The organism is Novosphingobium terrae (assembly GCF_017163935.1).
GTDB lineage: Bacteria > Pseudomonadota > Alphaproteobacteria > Sphingomonadales > Sphingomonadaceae > Novosphingobium > Novosphingobium terrae.
On sequence record NZ_JABVZR010000002.1, the window covers coordinates 1,837,644 to 1,857,818 of the forward strand.

Annotated in this window: 12 protein-coding genes; 6 read left to right on the plus strand and 6 right to left on the minus strand. The window is 65.5% G+C overall.

The window, feature by feature from the left end:
• Window positions 1-39 precede the first annotated feature (39 nt).
• From HGK27_RS26075 to soxR, 5 genes are all read right to left on the minus strand, one after another.
• Window positions 40-2,508, minus strand: coding sequence for an ATP-binding protein (locus tag HGK27_RS26075; RefSeq protein ID WP_206243734.1), 2,469 nt, complete (start codon window positions 2,506-2,508; stop codon window positions 40-42).
• A gap of 113 nt (window positions 2,509-2,621) precedes the next feature.
• The gene (locus HGK27_RS26080; RefSeq protein WP_206243735.1) at window positions 2,622-3,155 is read right to left on the minus strand and encodes a DUF4303 domain-containing protein; all 534 of its coding nucleotides are present in this window, start codon (window positions 3,153-3,155) and stop codon (window positions 2,622-2,624) included.
• Between the two features lie 14 nt (window positions 3,156-3,169).
• Entirely contained in the window at window positions 3,170-7,549 is a 4,380-nt protein-coding gene (locus HGK27_RS26085) for an RHS repeat-associated core domain-containing protein (RefSeq protein WP_206243736.1), read from the minus strand.
• Window positions 7,546-7,968 (minus strand): DcrB-related protein, encoded by a 423-nt coding sequence (locus HGK27_RS26090; protein WP_206243737.1) that lies wholly within the window; start codon window positions 7,966-7,968, stop codon window positions 7,546-7,548. Before HGK27_RS26090 ends, HGK27_RS26085 begins: the two co-directional genes overlap by 4 nt.
• Before the next feature lie 125 nt (window positions 7,969-8,093).
• Complete coding sequence (gene soxR / locus HGK27_RS26095) at window positions 8,094-8,540, minus strand: redox-sensitive transcriptional activator SoxR (protein ID WP_206243738.1); 447 nt, start codon at window positions 8,538-8,540, stop codon at window positions 8,094-8,096.
• A gap of 306 nt (window positions 8,541-8,846) precedes the next feature.
• On the opposite strand from soxR, the gene HGK27_RS26100 reads away from it, so the two are divergent.
• The 4 genes from HGK27_RS26100 to HGK27_RS26115 are packed head-to-tail and all read left to right on the plus strand — an operon-like array spanning window position 8,847 to window position 15,425.
• Complete coding sequence (locus tag HGK27_RS26100) at window positions 8,847-9,950, plus strand: efflux RND transporter periplasmic adaptor subunit (protein WP_241127494.1); 1,104 nt, start codon at window positions 8,847-8,849, stop codon at window positions 9,948-9,950.
• A gap of 1 nt (window position 9,951) precedes the next feature.
• A complete protein-coding gene (locus HGK27_RS26105; RefSeq protein ID WP_206243739.1) occupies window positions 9,952-13,035 on the plus strand; it encodes an efflux RND transporter permease subunit in 3,084 nt (1,027 codons plus the stop codon).
• Window positions 13,028-14,455: an efflux transporter outer membrane subunit gene (locus tag HGK27_RS26110; RefSeq protein WP_206243740.1), complete on the plus strand. Its 1,428-nt coding sequence runs from the start codon at window positions 13,028-13,030 to the stop codon at window positions 14,453-14,455. Before HGK27_RS26105 ends, HGK27_RS26110 begins: the two co-directional genes overlap by 8 nt.
• Window positions 14,456-14,510: 55 nt before the next feature.
• On the plus strand, window positions 14,511-15,425 hold the full coding sequence (locus HGK27_RS26115; RefSeq protein WP_206243741.1) for a LysR substrate-binding domain-containing protein: 915 nt from the start codon (window positions 14,511-14,513) through the stop codon (window positions 15,423-15,425).
• Window positions 15,426-15,495: 70 nt separating this feature from the next.
• On the opposite strand, the gene HGK27_RS26120 is transcribed toward HGK27_RS26115, so the two are convergent.
• A complete protein-coding gene (locus HGK27_RS26120) occupies window positions 15,496-16,089 on the minus strand; it encodes an outer membrane protein (RefSeq protein ID WP_206243742.1) in 594 nt (197 codons plus the stop codon).
• A 1,035-nt stretch (window positions 16,090-17,124) separates the two neighbouring features.
• On the opposite strand from HGK27_RS26120, the gene HGK27_RS26125 reads away from it, so the two are divergent.
• Together HGK27_RS26125 and HGK27_RS26130 are read left to right on the plus strand one after the other, a co-directional pair.
• Window positions 17,125-18,201, plus strand: coding sequence for a lactonase family protein (locus HGK27_RS26125; protein WP_206243743.1), 1,077 nt, complete (start codon window positions 17,125-17,127; stop codon window positions 18,199-18,201).
• Between the two features lie 41 nt (window positions 18,202-18,242).
• A complete protein-coding gene (locus HGK27_RS26130; protein ID WP_241127496.1) occupies window positions 18,243-20,120 on the plus strand; it encodes a hypothetical protein in 1,878 nt (625 codons plus the stop codon).
• The last annotated feature ends 55 nt before the right edge of the window (window positions 20,121-20,175 follow it).

Sequence of the window (20,175 nt, forward strand, 5' to 3'; positions counted from 1 at the left end):
TAAAGATCGACGGAATGTTTTTTTAATCAGATGGTTGTGTCACGCCTTCGCGCTATGCCAGATCACATCGGCCAGAGGATCGGCGGCGACGCGGAACATCTCGCTCTGCATGGCGCTGGTTTCGGCGGGAAGAGCGCCCGTGCCCTTCAAGGCCGCATCATAGCCCAGCGCGAAACGGCCCCAATGATCGAGATCGAAACGGTTGGTCACGCTGCGCAGCCGGGCGATCCACACCTCGGCCAGCATGCTGTCGCCCGCCGCCATGGCGATGGGAATGCAACCGATGGCAAGGCCATAACAGGTGGAAAGCGCATGATCGACCAGATCGATATCCATGGCAATCTCGCGCACCAGCGCCAGCGCTTCCGCGATCTCGCCCTGCTGCCATCTGATGCGCGCCAACAGGCTGAGCGCGGCAATCTTGCCATCGACCAGCGCGTGATTGGCATGGTTGGCCCGCTCCGGCGCGGCATCGCCGGCCAGCACGGCCAGCAGACGTTCCAGAGCCTCGCCCTGGCGGCCCGAGAAATGGAGCGAAAGCGCCTCCATATGCAGCGCGGTCTGGCGGTTGCCCAGATCATCGCTGTCACCCAGACTTTGGGTGAAGCGCCGGGCCAGCGTCAGGCTGTCGGCATAATCGCCGGCAAGAATGGCATGGGCCCAGAGGCCCCAGCGGGCGCGCAGGATCAGCCCTTCCGATCCGTTGGTTTCGGCCAGTGTCAGGGCTTGCGCGAAGGCCTCGCCCATCGCCGGGACAGGCCCGGCAACATGCCACAGCGCATGGCCGTAGCCGAGGAACAGCTCGGCGCGCAGGTCCGTGGGCACATCGGCTTGCGTGATGCCCGCCAGCGCGACTTCGGTGTGGCGCAGATAATCCTTCGCCAGCGAGAGGTGAAACCACAGCACGGCGCTCTTGATCTGGATCTCGATGGCCAGAGTCAGCTTGGTCGCGTCACTGCGCGCCCAGATCAGGGCGGCGCGCACATCCTCGATCGCGCGGCTGTAGGTTGCCAGCCATGGCCGCAGCGCATTGCCTTCCCAGCCCCGCGCGCTGTCATCGAGGTGTTTCAGCAGATATTCGGCATGAAAGCCGCGCGTGACCGTGCCTTCCGCAGCAAGGTCCAGCTGCTCGATGCCGTAGTAACGCGTCGTGTCGAGCAGGCGATAGCCGCCGACCGGATCGACCGTCTGATTGAGCAGCGATTTGGCGACCAGATCGGCCAGCGCATCGGCCAGTCGATAAGGCGGCAGTTGCAGATCGCGCGTCACGGCAGCCGCCGCTTCAAGATCGAAGGTGGATTTGAACACGGCAAGACGGCGCAGAATGGTCTGGTCCATCGGATCGAGCAGGGCATAGCTCCAGTCGAGCGCGCCTCTCAGGGTCCGGTGGCGGGGCAGGGCGGTGCGGCGCCCGCGTGAGAGCAGGGCAAAGCGGTCTTCCAGCCCGGCCAGAATGGCATCGGGTGCCATCTGGTCGCTGCGCGCGGCGGCGAATTCGATGGCCAGCGGGATGCCGTCCAGCGTCCTGCAGATGCCGATCACGGCGGGGGCGTTCTGAGCCGTCAGGGTAAAAGCCGCGTTGGCGGCCAGAGCGCGCTGGGCAAACAGGGTGATGGCGGGGAATTGCGCCAACTGGGCCAGATCGAAGGCCTCATCCTCGGCGGGAACGCGCAGGGCGGGCAGGCGATGCACCCATTCGCCCTGAGCACGCAAAGGCTCGCGGCTGGTGGCCAGCAGCATCAGGCCGGGGGCTTCCTCGAACAGAGCCTCGGCCAGCAGGGCGGCGGCATCGACCACCTGCTCGCAATTGTCGAGGATCAGCAGCGCGGGCTGCTGCGACACATGTGCCGCGATCTGCATGGGCAGATCCTTGCCCCCCGCAGGCAGGCCCAGCACCGCCGCCACCGTGCCGGGCACCAGCTGCGGATCGCTGACCGGCGCCAGATCGACGAAATGAGCGTTCAACCCGCGCCGGGCGAAAATATGCTGAGCTGCGGCGATGGCGACGGTTGTCTTGCCGATGCCGCCTGGCCCGGTGAGGGTGATAAAGCGTTGCTCGATCACCTTGTCCGCGATGGTGGCGATGGTCTCTTCACGCCCCACGATGCTGCTGAGGCGCCCCGGCACGGCATAGCGCACGGCTTCTGGCGGGGCCGCCACAGGTGCTTTGATGCCGGGTTCCCCGATCAGCGCGACCGGCAGCAGCAGGCGATAACCCCGCCCCGCCTCGTTGACGATGATGTTGTCCTGACTGCCGCCCTGAGCCAGCGCCTTGCGCGCCGCCGAGAGATGCACGCGAATGGCGCTTTCATCGATCGCCTGATTGGGCCAGACGCGCGCCAGCAAGGCATCGCGCGGGACCAGATCGCCGCGCGCCTCCGCCAGCGCGGCCAGCAGATTGAGCGCGCGGCCCCCCAGCTTGACCGGCGCCTCGCCCAGCCAGAGCCGCAGCTGCGGCAGCATCAGGCTGAAATCGCCGATGCGGTATGTCTGACTGAGCTGATCCACGGGCGTCTCGAAGGTTTCCTGTGCCCGGGCCGTAAAGGATAATCCGGGCCTCCTGCAACTATGCGTGGGGTTAGGTTGCACCGGCTTCTTCGGGAATTTGTCCCCAGATGGAATCACCCGAAACGGCGGAGGAAAGCTTCAGCCAGCGGCACCGGATTGAGCAGCGTTGCCGAGCGGTCCTCGATGGCCCGGGCCTCGTCGCTGTCGGTGATGCTGACGAAAAGGGTCACACCTTCAAGCGCTTCTGCGCGTTTGGCGCGCAGCGTGGCGAGAGCGCCGATCATCGCGTCGATCAGCTTGGCAAAGTAGCTGTCGAAATCCTCACCGGTGTCACCCGGCTCCATATCGCTCAACGCACTGTTGATCTCCTCGAAATGCGCATCGCCGAGAATTTCATACCGCCATTCCGCTGAGTTCCATCGCAGATAGGCCTCATAGGCGGTGGACAATGTCCGGGATGTCGCGGCGGCGGCATGGCTTGCCGCATAGCCTTCTTCGGTGTTGGCGGAAGGGCCGACGCTCATGCCGCCGTCATCGGTCTGCAGGGAGATGGCATAGAGTCGTTCGCCCTGCAGGCTCGACAGCAATTCATCGACCGCAGCGATAGTCGCCGTGGCCAGTTCGTGCGCTTTCGCGTTCCAGTCCATTGCTTTTCCTTTGCTCATGGCCAGCCAAAAACATCATTGCCGATTGTTTGCAACTCTGTCTTCATCGTTGCCGTGGCCTGTGCCTTGGGCAGGTTCTGCGCGGAGATGCGCGCATCCGCAGCCTCCAGCCGCGAGGCGACCGTTTCGGCATTGTCAATGCTGTGCCCGCGATTGGGTGCCCACATCAGCGCATCGGGATCATTGACCGGGTCGATGCCATATTTTGCCGCGACGGTGCGACTGCGGCCCAGCGCAGCCTGCATCTCAGGCAGATCGGCGAACTCGCCCTTGAAGATGATGTGATGGGCATGCGGGCGGGGCATGCCCTTGGGCGCCTTGGTTCCGGTCTTGGCCGCATACCAGTCGCCCCATTTGCATTCGGCCAGACCAAGGGGGTCCATCCAGTGCAACGGATCATGCACATAGGCATGGGTTCTTACGCCCCCGCTCACCCCGATCGGATCGGGCGAGAGATATTGCCCCGTTTCCGGATCGTAATAGCGGTTGAGGTTGTAATGCAGCCCGCTTTCCTCATCCTCCCACTGGCCGGGGAAGCGCAGGGCGCAGGGCGAGGGCTCCTCATCGCCGAGGCGTTCGCGCAGCAGCGCCCTTGCGGTGCGGGTGCGGCCCCAGAGCTGCGCTGCGGCACGCCAGCGGCAGGTGCCATCGGCATCGAAGAGCGCATGCGGCGCGCCCAGTTGATCCGCCACGATGGGGTGCCAGTCGGCCTCCGCCAGCATGGGGTCGCCCGCCGCATCGGCCTGCACCAGCTCCTTGGCGAGCGGACGCAGGCCATCAGGCTCGAAATGCCAGCGCTCGATGCGCAGTGATTCCGCCGCATCCTCGCGATGCCATGCCTCGGCCAGCGTCTGGCCCTGCCATAGATAGGCGACCTGTCGCGCGGCCTCGCCCAGCCGCGCCTTGCCCACCCGGCGGCCAAAGGCATCATAGGTGTAGCGCCAGCGTGCGCCATCGGGCGTTTCCAGCCCGACCAGCCGATCGAACCCGTCCCAGCGATAGCGCCAGCGGCGGGGGCGGAAGCCGTCCTCCACCAGCACGCGCTCCACCATCCGCCCGCAGGCATCATAGCGGAAACGGTTGGGGCCTGCCTCGACCACGCAATCGCGCCAATAGCGATGCTCGCCCGCCAGACCCTCGGCAAGGTTCATCAGGGCGTCGTAGCGATAGGTCTCGCGCGCTTCGGGCCGCTCCACCGAGACGGCCTGATCGCGCGGATCATAGCGATAGCGGGTTTCCGCGCCAGCCTCGCTGGTGGCGGCAAGGCGGCCCACAGCGTCCCACTCATAGCGGCGGGCCACGGCATCGGGCGCTTCACGCTGCGATGCGAAGACCGGCACGGGCCCGGCGCGCTGTTCGGCGATGCGCCCGGCGGGATCATAGCGCTGGCGCAGTTGAAACGCCGTGGCCGAGCCGAGCGCGGTCAGCTCGCGCAGGGTCTCCAGCCCGCTGACATCATGGCTGAAGCGCAGGGCATGGCCATTGCTCTCATAGCGGGTGAGCAGGCCCGCATCATCAAAGGCCAGAGATGTCTCGCCGCTGGGGCTGGCGCGGCCGATGCAGCGCCCCGCCGCATCATAGCGATAGGTGATGGCGATGCCGTTCTGCTCCTCGCGCAGCAGGCGGCCCTTGTCGTCATAATGCAGCGTCACATCGGCGAGGCATTGCGGCGCACCCTGCACCAGCTGCCAGGTGCTGGCGCCGATCAGCCGGTCACGCTCGTCATAGCGGTAGGAGATGGCATCCTCGCCCGCCACCACGCGGGTGATGCGGTCACGCTCGTCCCATTCGAACTGCTGGTCGCGCCCATCGGGCAGGCGCTTGGCGAGCACGCGGCCCAGCGGATCGCGGCGATAGAGCGTTTCGCGCCCGGCCCAGTCGCTTTGCGCGGCGAGGCGCCCGGCCGGATCATAGCGGAACTGCCAGTGCTGCCCGGCGGCATCGGTGATGGCGGCGAGCCGCCCCGCCCCGTCATAGGCGAAACGCGTGGTCGGGCCGAGCGGATCGGTCACCGCGCGCAGCGTGTCGAAGGCGCCATGGGTGAAGCGCACCGTCTGCCCATCGCTGCGGATGCGGGCCGCCAGAAGGCCTTCGCTGTCATAGGCGAAGCGGTTTTCGCCGCCATCCGGCGTCCGGGCGAGGGCCAGATTCCCGCGCGGATTTTCGGGCGAGCGGCGATAGTCCCAGCGGCTGACGCGCCCCGCAGGATCGGTCAGCGCGATCATGCGGCCCATGCGGTCCCATTGATAGCGGGTGATCCGCTCGCCGGGATCGTGGCGGGCCAGCGGGCGCCCGGCGGCATCGTTCTCCCACAGCGTTGCGCCTTCGCCGGAGGTTTGGGCGCTCAGCAGCGCCCCGCGCGCATCATAGGTGGCCGTGCCCGAGCGACCGTCAGGCGCCTGCCACCGGATCAACCTGCCGCAAGCATCATGGGTGAAGGCCGTGGCGCCTTCCCCATCCTCGATCCTTGTGAGGGCGCCCCAGCGGTCGTAAGTCCAGCTTGTGCGGCGCCCGGCCCAGTCGGTCTGCATGATGCAGCGCCCGTCGCGATCATGGGCGTAGCGGGTTTCGCGCCCGGCGGGATCGATGCGGCGCTGCAGTTTTTCGAGGCTGTCCCATGCGCTGATCCAGCGTGCGCCGAGCGGATCGATCTCCTCCACGACCAGATTGTTGGCATCATAGCGGAACTCGCGCGCCGCCCCGGTGGCGTCGACATAGCGTGAGCGGCGCTGTTCGGGAAAATAATGGAAGCGGTCGTTGAACAGGCCTTCGGGACCCTGTGTGGCGATGACGCGCCCCGCGGAATCATAGGCGATTTCGACAGATGTTGGCCCGCTGTCACGCCAGGCGTTCAGCCAGCCTTCCGGCGTGTAGCGATAATGGAATTCACCGGTGAAGGTGCCCTGCACCTCAAGCAGATGGCCTGCGGCATCATAGGCATAGCGCACCAGCGGCTCGGCCTCGCCCGCCATGCGCAAGGTCCTCAGCCAGCCCTGAGGCGTGGTTTCGATCTGGAACAGCGTGCCATCGGGGTGACGGATTTCGCGCAGATGGCCCCGGGGATCGCGATGGAAGGTGATGCGGTTGCCGCTGCGATCCTCGATCGCCGCAAGCTCCAGCACCGCCTGATCGCTCAACGGGGCAAAGACCAGGCACTGGCGGCTGCGGCTGTCATAGAGGCGCAGGCGGTCACGCGTGCCGGTCAGATGGTAATAGGGCGCCTTGAGGTGGCGCGCATCGATCTGCAGCGCATCGCCCAGCGCAAAGCGCAGCCGCTGGCCCCCGGCATCCTCCAGCAGGGCGGTGGCGCCCGGCTCATCCAGCAGCAGCCGTTGCGACCAGTTGCAGATCCAGCGCGGGCCCAGCGCGCCGTCCACCCGCATCCGCCCCGGATAGGTCCGCTCCAGCGTCAGGGGCAGCAGGCCGGGATGGGTGAAATCGACCCGGCTGTCGGCATAATCGCCGGTGACGATATCGACCGGCTCGCCAAACAGCTTGCGCAGCAGCCCGTCGAGCAGGCCCCCCTCGCGCACCGAGGAATAGGTGCCCGCCACTTCGGCCACCGACAGCACCAGTTGCTCGGCAATCGAGAGATCGGCATCGGGCGTGCCGTAGGAGCCGGTGGTGTCATCGCCCAGCACCGTCGCGCAGCCCTCCTGCACCACCGCGTCGCAGGACAGCTTGTGGCCGATGCGGGCCATGGGCAGGCCGTTGATCAGGATGGTCTGGCTGCCCTCGATGATCTGTGAGGGCGGGCCGGAATGTTTGGAGCATGTCGCCGTATCGGTGACGCGCGCGGCGGGCTGGCCCTCGAACAGCACATTGGGCGATCCGCTGGTGATCGGCCCTTCCATCGTCGCGGTCTTGGCCCCGGCCCCGGCGATGGCCGCGCCCATAAAGCCCGCGCCAAAGCCGACCGCCGCCCCCACCAGCGGCGAGGCCATGCCCGCCGTGCCGATGATCAGCGCGGCGCCCACGGCAATGGCCGCGCCCACCGCCAGACCGGCCAGAATGCCCGCAAAGACATTACTATGCGCGATCTGATGCTTGAGATGGGCGGCATTCTTGCCGGGCCCGGCCAGCCGCTTGGCGCCGAACTGCTGGGCAACCCGGAAGGCGGCCTCATCGGCATGGACCTTCTCGGCCACCCAGGCGCCCGCCATCGCCCCGGCCAGCGGCGCCGCCACCCGCGACCCGAAGCATTTGAGCGCCGCCATCCCCGCATTGGCCGCACTGACCGCCCCGGCGGCCAGAAGCCCGCCGGAAACCACATGGCCGGTGGTGGCAATCGCCGAAACCGTGCCCGCATTGCTGGAAGCCGCCGTCTTTTCGCGCAAGGCGCGCAGCTTTTCGGCGGCTTCGGGGTGCTCCGTCACGCGCCGAAGGTGAAGGAGGTGATCGCCGCGATCAGCAAGCCGCGCGTCTCTTCATCGGGGCCGCCGGGGATGGAGCCGGTGAAGTTCAGCACCGTCTGTCCCTCTCCCGCCACGATGGCCATCACCTGATGGATGAGCTTGCCGTCGCTTTTCCAGCCGATTTCGAGGAATTGCGCCTCATGGCCATCGATGGTGCCCGGGCTGTCGGCGATCAGCTCGAAACCGGCGAGCTGGGCCGCGAAAGTCTGCTTCTGCTGGATCACATAGTCCTGAAAACCCATGCCCAGCGCCAGCGTGTCACGCGCGATCACCAGATTGCAGCCCTGCACCCGGGATTCCCTGGGCAACAGCACATTGATGCTCTGATCCTGCCACGGCGCGGCAAGAGCCAGCGATCCTTCAGCAACTCGATAGCGCATATGTCTCTCAATCGCGATAGAGGCCGCCGCTTGCTAGCGTGAAACGCGCGGGACCGCCAGCCTTGCCGCCGCCGCTGTGGAGCGTTTCGCAGCAAGATCAGGGAGATCGCGTGGGGTGCCGCCGGTCAGTCCTGCCGGGAGGCCAGCAGGCGCGCGCCGGGGCCTTGCGCGGACAGTGTATCGCCCGGGTTGCGCAACGGGCAATCCTGCAGCGAGAGGCAGCCGCAGCCGATGCAGCTGTCCAGCTGGTTGCGCAGCTGGATCAGGCTGGTGATGCGCTCATCCAGCATGGCGCGCCATTCGCGGTTGAGGGCGTCCCATTGCGCCGAGGTGATGGGCGTGGATTCATAGCGGTCCATATGCTCCTTGATCAGCGCCAGCGGCAGGCCCGCGCGCTGGGCGACGCGGATGATCGCCACGCGGCGCAGCACGCGGCGTTCATAGCGGCGCTGGTTGCCCTGTGTGCGCCAGCCTTCGATCAGGCCCTTTTTCTCGTAGAAATGGATCGTGGAGACCGGCACGCCGCTGCGTTGCGCCAGCTCGCCGACGGTCAGGGAAGAGTGCGCGTCCATCACGGTAATCCTGATCTTATATAAAGGTTTGATAGGCGGCTTATGTGCGGCCTTCAATCGGAAAATCTGCAGGAAACAATCGGAAATTCCGATCTTGACCTCAACCAAGGTTAAGGTTGTAAGCAGCGTGTCGGCTCGCTCCCGGCGGGCCCTTCCGCCCGGCGCGGAGGCATTCAGAGGAGCCGACATGATCCTGTTCTACCAGCCGCTGAACCCGCAGATCTGGCTGCCCGCACCGGCGCCGCAGCGCGATGACGCGTCTGCCGACAAGACGGGCGCCACGCGATGACGGCCATGGGGGAGAGGATGGAGGTCCGCCGCCAGGCTCCTGTCCGCGTGATGGTGATCACCGGTGTGGCGCTGGTGGTGGTGCTGGGCGGCCTGTTCGGCTGGCGCGCATTGCGCAACAAGGGCGATCAGGGCTGGGCGCCTCAGGCGGTGCAGGTTGCTGCCGTGGAGGTGCTGCCCCGCGACGTCCCCGCCGCCATCGAGGCCGTGGGCGCCTTGAGCGCCGTGCGCGAGGTGGTGCTGTCGCCCGAAGTGGCGGGGCGCATTGCCGGCATCCATTTTGCCGCCGGGGACCGGGTGGGCGCGGGCGCGCTGCTGGTTCAGCTCTATGACGGGCCTGAGCAGGCCGACCGTCAGGCCGCTGCCGCCAAGGCCGCTTTCGCTCAGGCGCAATTTGCGCGCTCGCAGGGGCTGGCATCAAGCGGCGCGGAATCGCGCGAACTGCTGGAACAGCGCCGCGCCGACCGCGATTCCGCCACAGCCGCTGTGCGCCAGATCGAGGCACGGCTGGTGCAGAAGCAGGTGCGCGCGCCCTTTGCCGGGCAGATCGGCATCCGCCGGATCAACCTCGGCCAATATCTCAACCCCGGCGATGCGGTGGCGACGCTGACCGCGCTGGACCAGCTCTATGTCGATTTCGCCGTGCCTCAACAGGAGCTGGCGAGGCTGAAGCCCGGCACGCAGGTGGCCGTCATCAGCGACGCCTTCCCGGGCCGCAGCTTCACCGCCCGCGTCAATGCCGTGGAACCGGCTATCGGCAAGGACACGCGCAATGTGACGGTGCAGGCGCAGCTGGCCAATCCGGGGCAGGTGCTGCGCCCGGGCATGTATGTCACTGCCGCTCTGGCCCTGCCGCCGCGCGAAGGGGCGCTGCTGGTGCCCGCCACGGCGATCCAGACCTCGGCGCAGGGCGACAGTGTGATCGCCATTCGCGGACCCCACGCCAAGACCGAAGGCAGCGCGGAGATCGTGCCCGTACAGACCGGCGCTCATGTGGGTGAGGCGGTGATCATCACCAGCGGGCTGCGCGCGGGCGATGTGATCGTGGCCGATGGCCTGCTGAGGGTGCAGCCGGGCGCTCAGGTCAAGGTCGTCAAAACCGTGCCGCAGGGAGGGCGCTGAGATGGCCTTCACCGACCTGTTCATCCGCCGCCCGATCCTTTCCATCGTGGTCAGCCTGCTGATCCTGCTGGTGGGGCTCAGCGCGGTCTTCGCGCTGCAGATCCGGCAATATCCGCGCATGGAAAGCGCGACCATCACCATCGACACGTCGCTGCCCGGCGCCACGCAGGATGTGATGCAGGGCTTTGTCACCACGCCGATCTCGCAATCCATCGCCACGGCGGCGGGGATCGAATATCTCACCTCCACCTCCACGCAGGGCAAGAGCCATATCGCCGCCAAGCTGGTGCTGAACGCCAATGCCGACCGGGCGATGGCCGACATCCTCGCCAAGGTGCAGCAGGTGAAATACCGGCTGCCGAGTGGCGTCACCGATCCGGCTATCGCCAAGATCACCGATGGCGCCTCGGCGGTGCAATATCTGGCCTTTTCCAGTGACAGCCTGTCGTCCTCGCAGGTGGCGGACTTTGTAAACCGTGTGGCGCGGCCGCTGATCACCTCGGTGCCGGGCGTGGCCTCGGCCGAGATCAGCGGGGGCGCGCCTCTGGCGATGCGCATCTGGGTCGATCCGGTGAAGCTGGCCGGGCGCGGCATGAGCGCCAGCGACATCGGCAATGCCCTGCGCGCCAACAATGTGCAGGCCGCGCCGGGGCAGCTGAAAGGCGGTAACACTGCGATCAACATCACGGCGGGCACCGATCTGCGCGATGTCGACTCCTTCCGCCAGATGGTGGTGAAGAGCGGCGGCGATGGCAGCATCGTGCGCCTTGGCGATGTCGCCACGGTGGAGCTGGGGGCGCAGAATTACGATGCGCAGGCGCTGTCCTCGGGCAAGAAGGCGGTCAGCGTGGCCATCGCGCCCACGCCGGACGGCAATCCGCTGGATATTGTGGCAGGCGTGAAGGCGCTGATCCCGCAGATGCAGCGCGTGGCGCCGCCGGGGCTGAAAGTTGTCAGCCAGTTCGACACCGCCCATTTCGTCGAAGCCTCCATCGATGAGGTCGAGCATACGTTGATCGAGGCGGTGGCCATCGTCATCGTGGTGATCTTCCTGTTTCTGGGCACCTTCCGCGCGGTGATCATTCCGGTGGTGACGATCCCGCTCTCGCTGCTGGGCACGGCGGCGCTGATGCTGGCTTTCGGCTTCTCGCTCAACCTGCTGACCTTGCTGGCGATGGTGCTGGCGATCGGTCTGGTGGTGGATGACGCCATTGTGGTGGTGGAGAACATCCATCGCCATATCGAGGAAGGCGCAGGCCCTATCGAAGCCGCGCTGAAGGGCGCGCGCGAGATCGTCGGCCCGGTGATCGCCATGACCATCACTTTGGCCGCCGTCTATGCCCCTATCGGGCTGATGGGCGGGCTGACGGGCGCGCTGTTCCGCGAATTTGCCTTTACGCTGGCCGGATCGGTGGTGGTCTCGGGCGTGATCGCGCTCACCTTGTCGCCGATGATGAGCAGCCGCTTGCTGCACGCCAAAATGGGCGAGGGGCGGCTGGAGCAGGCTTTGGAAAAGGCCATGCATGGTCTGACGACGCGCTATGACCGCGTGCTGGGCCGCACCTTGTCGGCGCGAGGCGCAGTGCTGCTGGCGGGCGCGGCGATCATGGGCGCCAGCGTGGTGTTCTTCACGGGGGCGGCGCGTGAACTCGCGCCTCAGGAGGATATGGGCTATGTCTTCGTCCAGACCAAGGCGCCGCAATATGCCAATGTGGACTATACCTCGCGCTACAGCGGGCAGGTCGATGCGCTGCTCCGCACCGTGAAGGAATACGAGAGCAGCTGGTTCGATATGGGCGGCACGCTGGGCGCCAACATCGGCTTCGGTGGCATCATCATGGATGACTGGTCCAAGCGCCACCGCAATGCCGACCAGATCCAGGCCGAGATCGCCGGGAAAAGTGCGGCCGTCACCGGTGTCTATGCCACGGCCTTTCAGGACAGCCCTTTGCCTGCGGGCAGCGGCGGTCTGCCGGTGCAGATGGTGATCCGTTCCGCTGATGATTTCCCTGAAATCTACCGCACGCTCGAAGCGATCAAGGGCGCGGCATGGGGCAGCAAGCTCTTCGCTTTCGTGGACACCGATCTGGCCTTTGACAGTCAGGAGGCCCATGTCTCCATCGACCGCGCCAAGGCGGGCGAGCTGGGCGTCTCCATGGAGGAGATCGCCGACACGCTGGCGCTGATGGTGGGCGAGAATTACGTCAACCGCTTCAACTGGCATGACCGGTCCTATGACGTGATCACGCAGGTGCCGCAGGACAAGCGCCTGACGCCCGACAATCTCGGCGCCTTCTATGTGAAGACCCGCAGCGGCAGTCTGGTGCCTCTCTCCACCGTGGCGAAGATCGAAATCAATCCGCAGCCCAACAAGCTGCCGCAGTTCAACCAGATGAACTCGGCCACCATCTCGGCGGTGCTGGCGCCCGGCGTGACGATGGGGCAGGCAGTGGATTTTCTGAAAGAGCAGCCGCTGCCGCCCGGCATGAGCGTCGACTGGCTGTCGAACAGCCGCCAGTATGTGCATGAGGGCAACCAGCTGACCGTCTCCTTCGCCTTCGCGCTGGTGGTGATCTTCCTGGTGCTGGCCGCGCAGTTCGAGAGTTTCCGCGATCCGCTGGTCATTCTGGTGACGGTGCCGCTGGCGATCTCGGGCGCGCTGGTGCCGCTCTATCTGGGGTTCACCACGCTCAACATCTACACGCAGATCGGGCTGGTGACACTGATCGGGCTGATCTCCAAACATGGCATTCTGATGGTCTCTTTCGCCAATGAGATGCAGCACAGCCACGGCCTGACCCGCGCCGAGGCGATCCGCCATGCCGCCGCCGTGCGCATGCGCCCGATCCTGATGACGACGGCGGCGATGGTGGCCGGGCTGGTGCCTCTGCTCTTCGCGGGAGGTGCGGGCGCGGCCAGTCGCTTTGCCATCGGCATTGTGGTGGTGATGGGGATGCTGGTCGGCACGCTGTTCACGCTCTTCGTGCTGCCCACGATCTACACGCTGCTGGCGGGCGACCACCGGCGCAAGGAAGCCGCCCAACCCACCATGGACGCGCAGGAAGGGGAGATGGCCCATGCGTAAGAGCATTCTCCCGGCGATGATCGCCACGTTCCTCACCACCGCCTGCACGGTTGGGCCGGACTATCACAAGCCGGTCGCGGCGCTTCCCAAGGGCGGCCAGTTCGTGACCACGGGGCAGGGCATCGATCCCGCCGCGCCCCTGCCGGACGATTGGTGGCGCCTGTACCGCGATCCGGCGCTCGATGCGCTGATCGCTCAGGCCTTTGCCGCCAACACCGATCTGCGGGTGGCGGCGGCCAATCTGGCCAAGGCGCGTGCCGTGCTGTCGGAAGCGCGGGCCGGGCGGCTGCCTTCCACCGATCTTTCGGCAGGCGGCGGTTATGGCAACACCGTCAGCTTTGGCGGTGGGCAGGGTGGTTCGGCGCAGATCGGGGAGGGGCAGGGCTTCGGCAATGCCTCGGCCTCGCTCTCATGGGAGGTGGACCTCTTTGGCCGGATCCATCGCAGCATCGAGGCTGCCCGCGCCGACACTCAAGCGCAGGAGGCCGCGCGCGACGGCGTGCGCGTGCTGGTCGCCGCTGAGGTGACACGCTCCTATCTGGCGGCCTGCGCGCAGGGCCATGCGCTGGCGGTGGCGCGGGATTCGGCGCAGGTGGCGCAGCAAAACCTCGATCTGGTCACAGCGCAGGAAAAGGCCGGTTCGGTCGCAACTTTCGATGTGGAGCGCGCTGCTGCTGCTGCCGCAACCGCCCGCGCCGCTCTGCCCGCTTTCGAGGCGCAGCGGCAGGTGGCGCTGTTCGAACTGGCCGCGCTTCTGGGCCAGACGCCCGATGCTATCCCCAAGGCAGCGCAGGGGTGCGCTATCCCCCCCACCCCCGCCTCTGTGCTGCCGGTCGGTGACGGCGCCGCTCTCTTGCGGCGCCGTCCCGACCTCCGCGAGGCCGAGCGGCGTCTGGCGGCGGATACGGCGCGGATCGGGGTCGCCACGGCGGATCTGTACCCGAAAATCAGCCTTGGTGCTTTCGGTGGTTTCCTGCGCAGCCAGACGGTGCAGGGCAGCAATTCCTTTTCCTATTCGCTGGGTCCGGCTGTCTCATGGTCCTTCCCCAACATTGCGACGGCTCGCGCCCGGGTGAAGCAGGCGAGGGCGCAGGGCGATGCCTCACTGGCCAGTTTCGACGGCCGCGTGCTGACAGCGCTGAAGGAGGTGGAGCAGGCCCTGACCCGCGTGCAAACCGGGCAACGCCGTCTCGACGAACTGGCTGAGGCGCAGGCCCGCGCCGAAAAGGCATGGCAATTGGGAGACCGGCGTTACCGCGCCGGTTCGATCTCGCTGCTGGATATGCTGGTGGTGCAGGGGGCGATGCTGGATGCCCGCGCTGCTCATGCCGCCGCCCTGACCCAGCTCTCCTCGGACCGGGTGGATCTGTTCAAGGCGCTTGGCGGCGGATGGCAGGCTGAGCAAAGGGAGACCGGTTGAAGGATCAAGCCTCCTTCCTCTTGCCCCTTGGGCCGGCAAGGCCGAAAGGGGCAAGATGATCGATCTCAATGAATTCGCCTTTTTTGCCGCCGTGGTCCAGCATGGCGGCTTTACGGCGGCGGCGCGGGCGACGGGCGTCGATAAGGGGCGCCTCAGCCGCCATGTTGCCGCGCTGGAGGACAGGCTGGGCGTGCGGTTGCTGCAGCGCTCCACACGCAGCGTCACGCTCACCCAGCCGGGGATGAGCTTCTATGAAGGCTGTCTGCTGGTGCTGGATGGCGCTCAGGTGGCCAGCGACAGTGTGCTGGAGTTCAAGAAGGAGCCCACCGGCATGATCCGCGTGGGATGCCCGGTGATTCTGGCGCAGAACTATCTGGCGCCGTTGCTGCCGCGCTATATGGCGGCCCATCCCAAGGTGGAGGTGACGGTCGAGGCCACGGATCGTGTGCTGCATCCGCTGGAGGAGCGGTTCGACGTGATCTTCGCGGCGGCGCATCCGGCGGACAGCAGCAGTTTGGTGGCGCGGGAGTTGGGGCGTATTCGCCGCATTCTGGTGGCCCAGCCCAGTGTGCTGGCAGCATGGGGAGCGCCCAGTGGCCCGGCCGATCTGGCCGATCTGCCGATCATTGCCCGCCCCACCGATCTGCAGAACGATTTTGCCCGCTGGAGTCTGGAGAAAGAAGGCGTCAGCGAGGATGATCGCGCGCATCGCATCCAGTTCAGGCCGCGTCTGGTCAGCGGCGATCTGCATATTCAGCGGGAGGCGGCAAGGCAGGGGGTGGGCATGGCGCTGCTGCCCGAATCGCTGGTGGCGGATGATCTGTCGCAGGGCCGTCTGGCGCGGGTTCTGCCGAACTGGTTCACGCCCGAATACAGCGTGTTCCTGATCTATCCGACGCCGCGCGGCATTTTGCCTTCGGTGCGCAGCTTTATCGATTTCGTGCTGGCAAATTTCGCGGTCGGGGGCTGAAAGTCAGCCTCCGACCGCGAGGTTCCGCGCTCCATACGGGGGGATAGGGACGGAGCGCGGGAGGGACGCGTTAGAAGCGGTAAGCGACGCCCAGCAGGACCTGATGGCGGTCGAACTTGCCATTGCCTTCGCTAAGGTCGGTGTAGCGGTATTCGACTCGGGCCGAGACCTTGTCGGTCAGCTTGCGCTCCACGCCGCCGCCCAGCAGCCAGCCGTTGCGGTCGGTCGAGGTGTGGATCGCGCCCACATCCGAACCGTAGAGGCCATTGCTGTAGCCGCCGCGGACATAGACCAGCGTCTTGGGCTGCACCAGGTAACCGGCGCGCAGCGAGAGGTCGACCGAGCGCTTGGGGTTGATCTCGGCAAAGCCGTTGCCGAAGCGCGAGTCGATCGGGAAGTTCAGTTCAGCCTGAGCGCCGACCACGATCCGGGGGGCAACTTCCTTGTCATAACCGGTGAAGACGCCGACCGTGCCGGTGTCGCTGCTCTGGGTCAGCGGGGTCATGGTGATGGCGTTGTTGGGGTTGCGAACGCTGTTTTCTTCCCAGCCGCCCTGGATACCGACGAAGGGGCCGGTCCAGCCGTGATCGGTGCTCTGCGCGTGAGCGGTGGGGGCGACAGCCAGGGTCAGAGCTGCAGCGGCGCTATAGATGGCAGTTTTCATTCTATTCCTCCTGACGCCCGCTGTCTTTTCTTCTCGCCGAGGTTCAACGCTTTTTAACGGGGGGTCAAAAAAACCTTGAAACCATCGTGCTTTGGCAGCGGGTGTGAGGGCCAGATGGACCTGCGGAAGGCGAATGATAAGCCGGTATACCCAATATGCATTGTTGTTGAAATGCAGCTAATCGACCCCTTGAATTTGACAATTCGATGACCACGCGGGCGATCCAGTGGATCAAGTCTGCGCTGGGTGGGGTCGGGAGCTGGTTGCCAACGCTTGTGGGAAACAGGCGCTGCCGTACATACGGTAATCGCGCATGCCTGCTGTGGTTACACACTTTTGCGTTGGTGCATGGTCTTAGGCGGCGAGATTCTGTCTCTCCTATGGCGGCATGAATGAGACCTGCGATCAGGACTCATGGGATGAGCCGGGAGAAGACGATTACAGCGATGCAGATGGCCGACCTGAGGGTGTGAGCGCAGCAGTCTTAGCGTGTACGGATGCGCCGAAGAGATGTGGTATCGGAATCTTCCGGTTCTTCTCTGAAGGGGCGCATCGATCATCAACTGATCGGGCCTGCCGCTTTTTGCCTATGGGGCAGCAAAGATTATGTTGAACACATCGAGTCGAATCCATCAGATGATGCGATTGAGGATCGTCTTGTGGTCAATTGCCGAACAGAGGAAAGTGTGGAGCAATCCAATTGCTCATGACGAAACCTTGTTCGGTCGCGATTGAAACAACGGATCGCTGTCAGCACCAACAATTTAAAGTGCCTCGATCTAGCAAGAAACATCGCACGGATTCCCTCCGCCGATTAGGCAATGATCCGCGACAGTGAGTTGCCGGACCAGCGCTTGCATCAAACGGCGCGCTTGCCGCAACATTCCATAGCAGCAGCAAGGGTTTTCCGGGCGCGCACCAGCGCAGCCGGGAGGCTGATATGGGAAGCGGACTCGTGGTTGAAACCGGATACAGGTCTGAACAGTCGAAGCATCTGGCAGCTTGGGGCTTATCGATGCTCCGGGGCGATGACCAGTGAACCAATCCCTTGTTTTCGTCGGCACGCAGGGCGTTGGACCTGACGGCGGCATCCATGTTCTGCGTCTCGATGAGGCAGCCGGACAGCTCGATCAACCTTGCCTCGCGGCGGTTGTCGACCGGCCGACGTGGGTGATGGCGGACCCGAACCGCAGCGTCCTCTATGCGGTCAGCGAGATGGGCAATGCCGGGGACCGTATCGGCGATGTGCTGAGCTTCGCCATTGATCTCGCACAAGGCACACTGGCCCCCTTGAGCAGCATGCCATCGGGCGGTAGCGGCCCCACCCATCTCACGCTCGATGCTGAAGCGCGAAGTGTGTTCGTGGCGAATTTCGGTGGCGGGCAAGTGGCGGTTCTGCCTGTCTCGCCCGATGGCGCTCTGCAGCCTGTGTGTTCCTCGCGGGTTGGCACAGGCAGCGGGCCGCATCGCCGCCAGAAGGGGCCCCATGCGCATGGAGTAACCCTCGATCCGTCCGGGCGCTTTCTGCTCGCGCCCGATATGGGGGCGGATCGCATCTTCATCTATCCCTATGATCCGCAAAGCCAGTTGCTGGGCGATGATCCTTCGCTGCATGTGGCCGTGCCGGCAGGAGCCGGGCCGCGCTTGCTGCTGTTCGGCAAGGATGGCCGCTTCGCCTATCTGCTGACCGAACTGTCCGCCCATATCCTCACCTTCGGTTGGGCGGCCGAAACCGGGACGCTGACGCCTCTTGGCACTCTGTCGCTCGACCCGCCGCAGCATGAGGGCGAACCCAATGCCGCCGGTTTCACCATATCGCGCGATGGCCGCTTCCTTTACGCCACCAACCGCAGGACTCACACGATCCATGCCTTCGCCATCGACAGCGATGACGGCAGGCTGACACCGATCCAGACCATCGCCGCTGGTGGCGACAAGCCCTGGGCGCTGGAGATCAGCCCGACCGGGCGCTGGATGCTGGCGGCCAATCAGGCTTCGGATGAGGTGCGGCTCTTCAAACGCGATGCCGCCAGCGGGCAGCTCGCCGCCATGCCTGATGCGCTGTCGATCGCCGCCCCCACCAGCTTCGCTTTCGTGCCTGCGCGCGCCTGACGGCCCGGCGGCATCCTTGTCCCTCGCTTCGGAGAGTTACCTTGAGCACCGATACACCATCCCCCATAGCGCCCGCCAAAAAGGGCGTGATGCTGATGAACCGCATCGGGCCCTCCTCCTCGGCGCTTTACATCGCCAATGCCGATGGCAGCGATGAGCGCCTGCTGCTGCCCGAGGGGAACCTCGATTATCACGCCAGCTTCTCGCCCGATGGGCAATGGATCACCTTCACCAGCGAGCGCAATGGCGACGGGCAGGCCGATGTCTTCCGCTGCCGTCCCGATGGCAGCGATGTGCAGCCTGTGGTGGAAACCCCGTCGGTGGAGGACGCGCTGGTGCTCTCGCCCGATGGCAGCAAGGGCGCTTTCGTCTCCACGGCGGATGGCTATCGTGCCAACATCTGGGTGGTCGATCTGGCCACCGGTGAGCGCCGCAAGCTGACCGGCGGCCATGCAGACACCATCGATCCGGACAGCCCCGATTGCTCCTTCCGCCCGGCATGGTCGCCCGATGGCGCCTGGATCGCCTTCTCCTCGGATCGCAACACCGGCTGGACCGGCCATAGCGATGGCCATGGCTGGGAGCATACGCAGGAACTCTCGATCTATGTGATCCGCGCCGATGGCACGGATGTGCGCAAGCTGGTGTCGAAGCCGGGCTATTGCCTCGGGTCGCCCAAATGGTCGCCCGATGGTCGCCGCATCGTCTTCTACGAGCTGGAGCGCGAGCATACATGGGGCGCCCGCCGCCCGGAATGGATCGGGCGGATCGCCTCGCAGATCGTCTCGGTCGATGCCGCAACGGGTGAGGACCGCATCGAACACACCAGCGGCCCCGATCTGAAGCTGGCGCCGCAGTTCATGCCGGGCGGCAAGGATGTGGCCTATTTCATCAAGGCAGGCGGGGCAGGGCCCGGCATCCGCGCCACCGATGCGGCATGGGTGCAGAAGGAGGCGCATACCGGCCTGCATTACACCTCGGGCGCGCCTTCGGTGTTGCGGCAGTTGCGCTCACCCTGCTGGTCGCCTGACGGGACGAAGGTGGTCTATGAGAAGGTCGGTTTTGGCTTCCGCGCCCAGAACACGCCGCTCTACAGCTGGGATGAGGACTGGGATTATCGCTCCACCGACACTTTCCCGGTGCTCTCGCGCCAGGGGCGGCTGATGATCACCCAGAAGCAGCTGGGCAATTCTTCTGTCGTGACGATGAAACCCGATGGCAGCGATCAGGTCGTGGCCTTCGATGCGGCCAGGGCCGGGCTCGACCCGCTGCTCAACAAGAAGGGCATCGCCGGGGCGTTCCAGCCGACATGGTCGCCCGATGGGCAATGGGCGGCCTTTGGATGCGGCAACTGGTTTCAGGAGCGCAAAGGCCATGACAAGGCCGTGCTGATGCGCGCCAGGGCCGATGGCTCATACCATGAGGCGCTGACCGATGGCACGGTGCATTCGGGCTTCCCCAGCTATTCGGCGGATGGGCGTTTCATCGTCTATCGCGTCTGGGGCGAGGGGCATTTCGGCCTGCGCATCCATGATCTGGAGGACAACAGCACGCGCATCCTGACGCAGGAGAAGGACAATCTGCCCTTCTGGTCGCCCGATGGCGACTTGATCACCTTCACCCGCCAGTTCGGCCCGGCCAATTACCACGTCTGCACGATCCGGCCCGATGGCAGCGACTATCGTATCCTCACCGAGACTGGCGCCAATGACGGCCATTCGGTGTGGACCCATGACAATAAGATCCTCTATTCCAGCGGCATGTATGGGTTCCGCGACGAGGCGGCGATCTATGACTTCACCTTCCAGCCCTATGGCCAGATCTTCGTGATGGATGCCGACGGGAGCAACAAGCGCCTGCTGACGGACAGCCTGTGGGAGGATTCCATGCCACTCTACATTCCTGCCGAATTCCTCTGAAGGTCGGGGCGGGGCGGCGGCTGGTTTTTCCGGTCGTCGCCCTTTTGTAGAGCCA

Bases quoted from the DNA above. Each gene is read 5' to 3' on its own strand.
- HGK27_RS26080 (WP_206243735.1), bottom strand. From the start codon at position 3,155: ATGGACTGGAACGCGAAAGCGCACGAACTGGCCACGGCGACTATCGCT.
- HGK27_RS26090 (WP_206243737.1), bottom strand. From the start codon at position 7,968: ATGCGCTATCGAGTTGCTGAAGGATCGCTGGCTCTTGCCGCGCCGTGG.
- soxR (WP_206243738.1), bottom strand. From the start codon at position 8,540: ATGGACGCGCACTCTTCCCTGACCGTCGGCGAGCTGGCGCAACGCAGC.
- HGK27_RS26100 (WP_241127494.1), top strand. From the start codon at position 8,847: ATGGAGGTCCGCCGCCAGGCTCCTGTCCGCGTGATGGTGATCACCGGT.
- HGK27_RS26105 (WP_206243739.1), top strand. From the start codon at position 9,952: ATGGCCTTCACCGACCTGTTCATCCGCCGCCCGATCCTTTCCATCGTG.
- HGK27_RS26110 (WP_206243740.1), top strand. From the start codon at position 13,028: ATGCGTAAGAGCATTCTCCCGGCGATGATCGCCACGTTCCTCACCACC.
- HGK27_RS26115 (WP_206243741.1), top strand. From the start codon at position 14,511: ATGATCGATCTCAATGAATTCGCCTTTTTTGCCGCCGTGGTCCAGCAT.
- HGK27_RS26120 (WP_206243742.1), bottom strand. From the start codon at position 16,089: ATGAAAACTGCCATCTATAGCGCCGCTGCAGCTCTGACCCTGGCTGTC.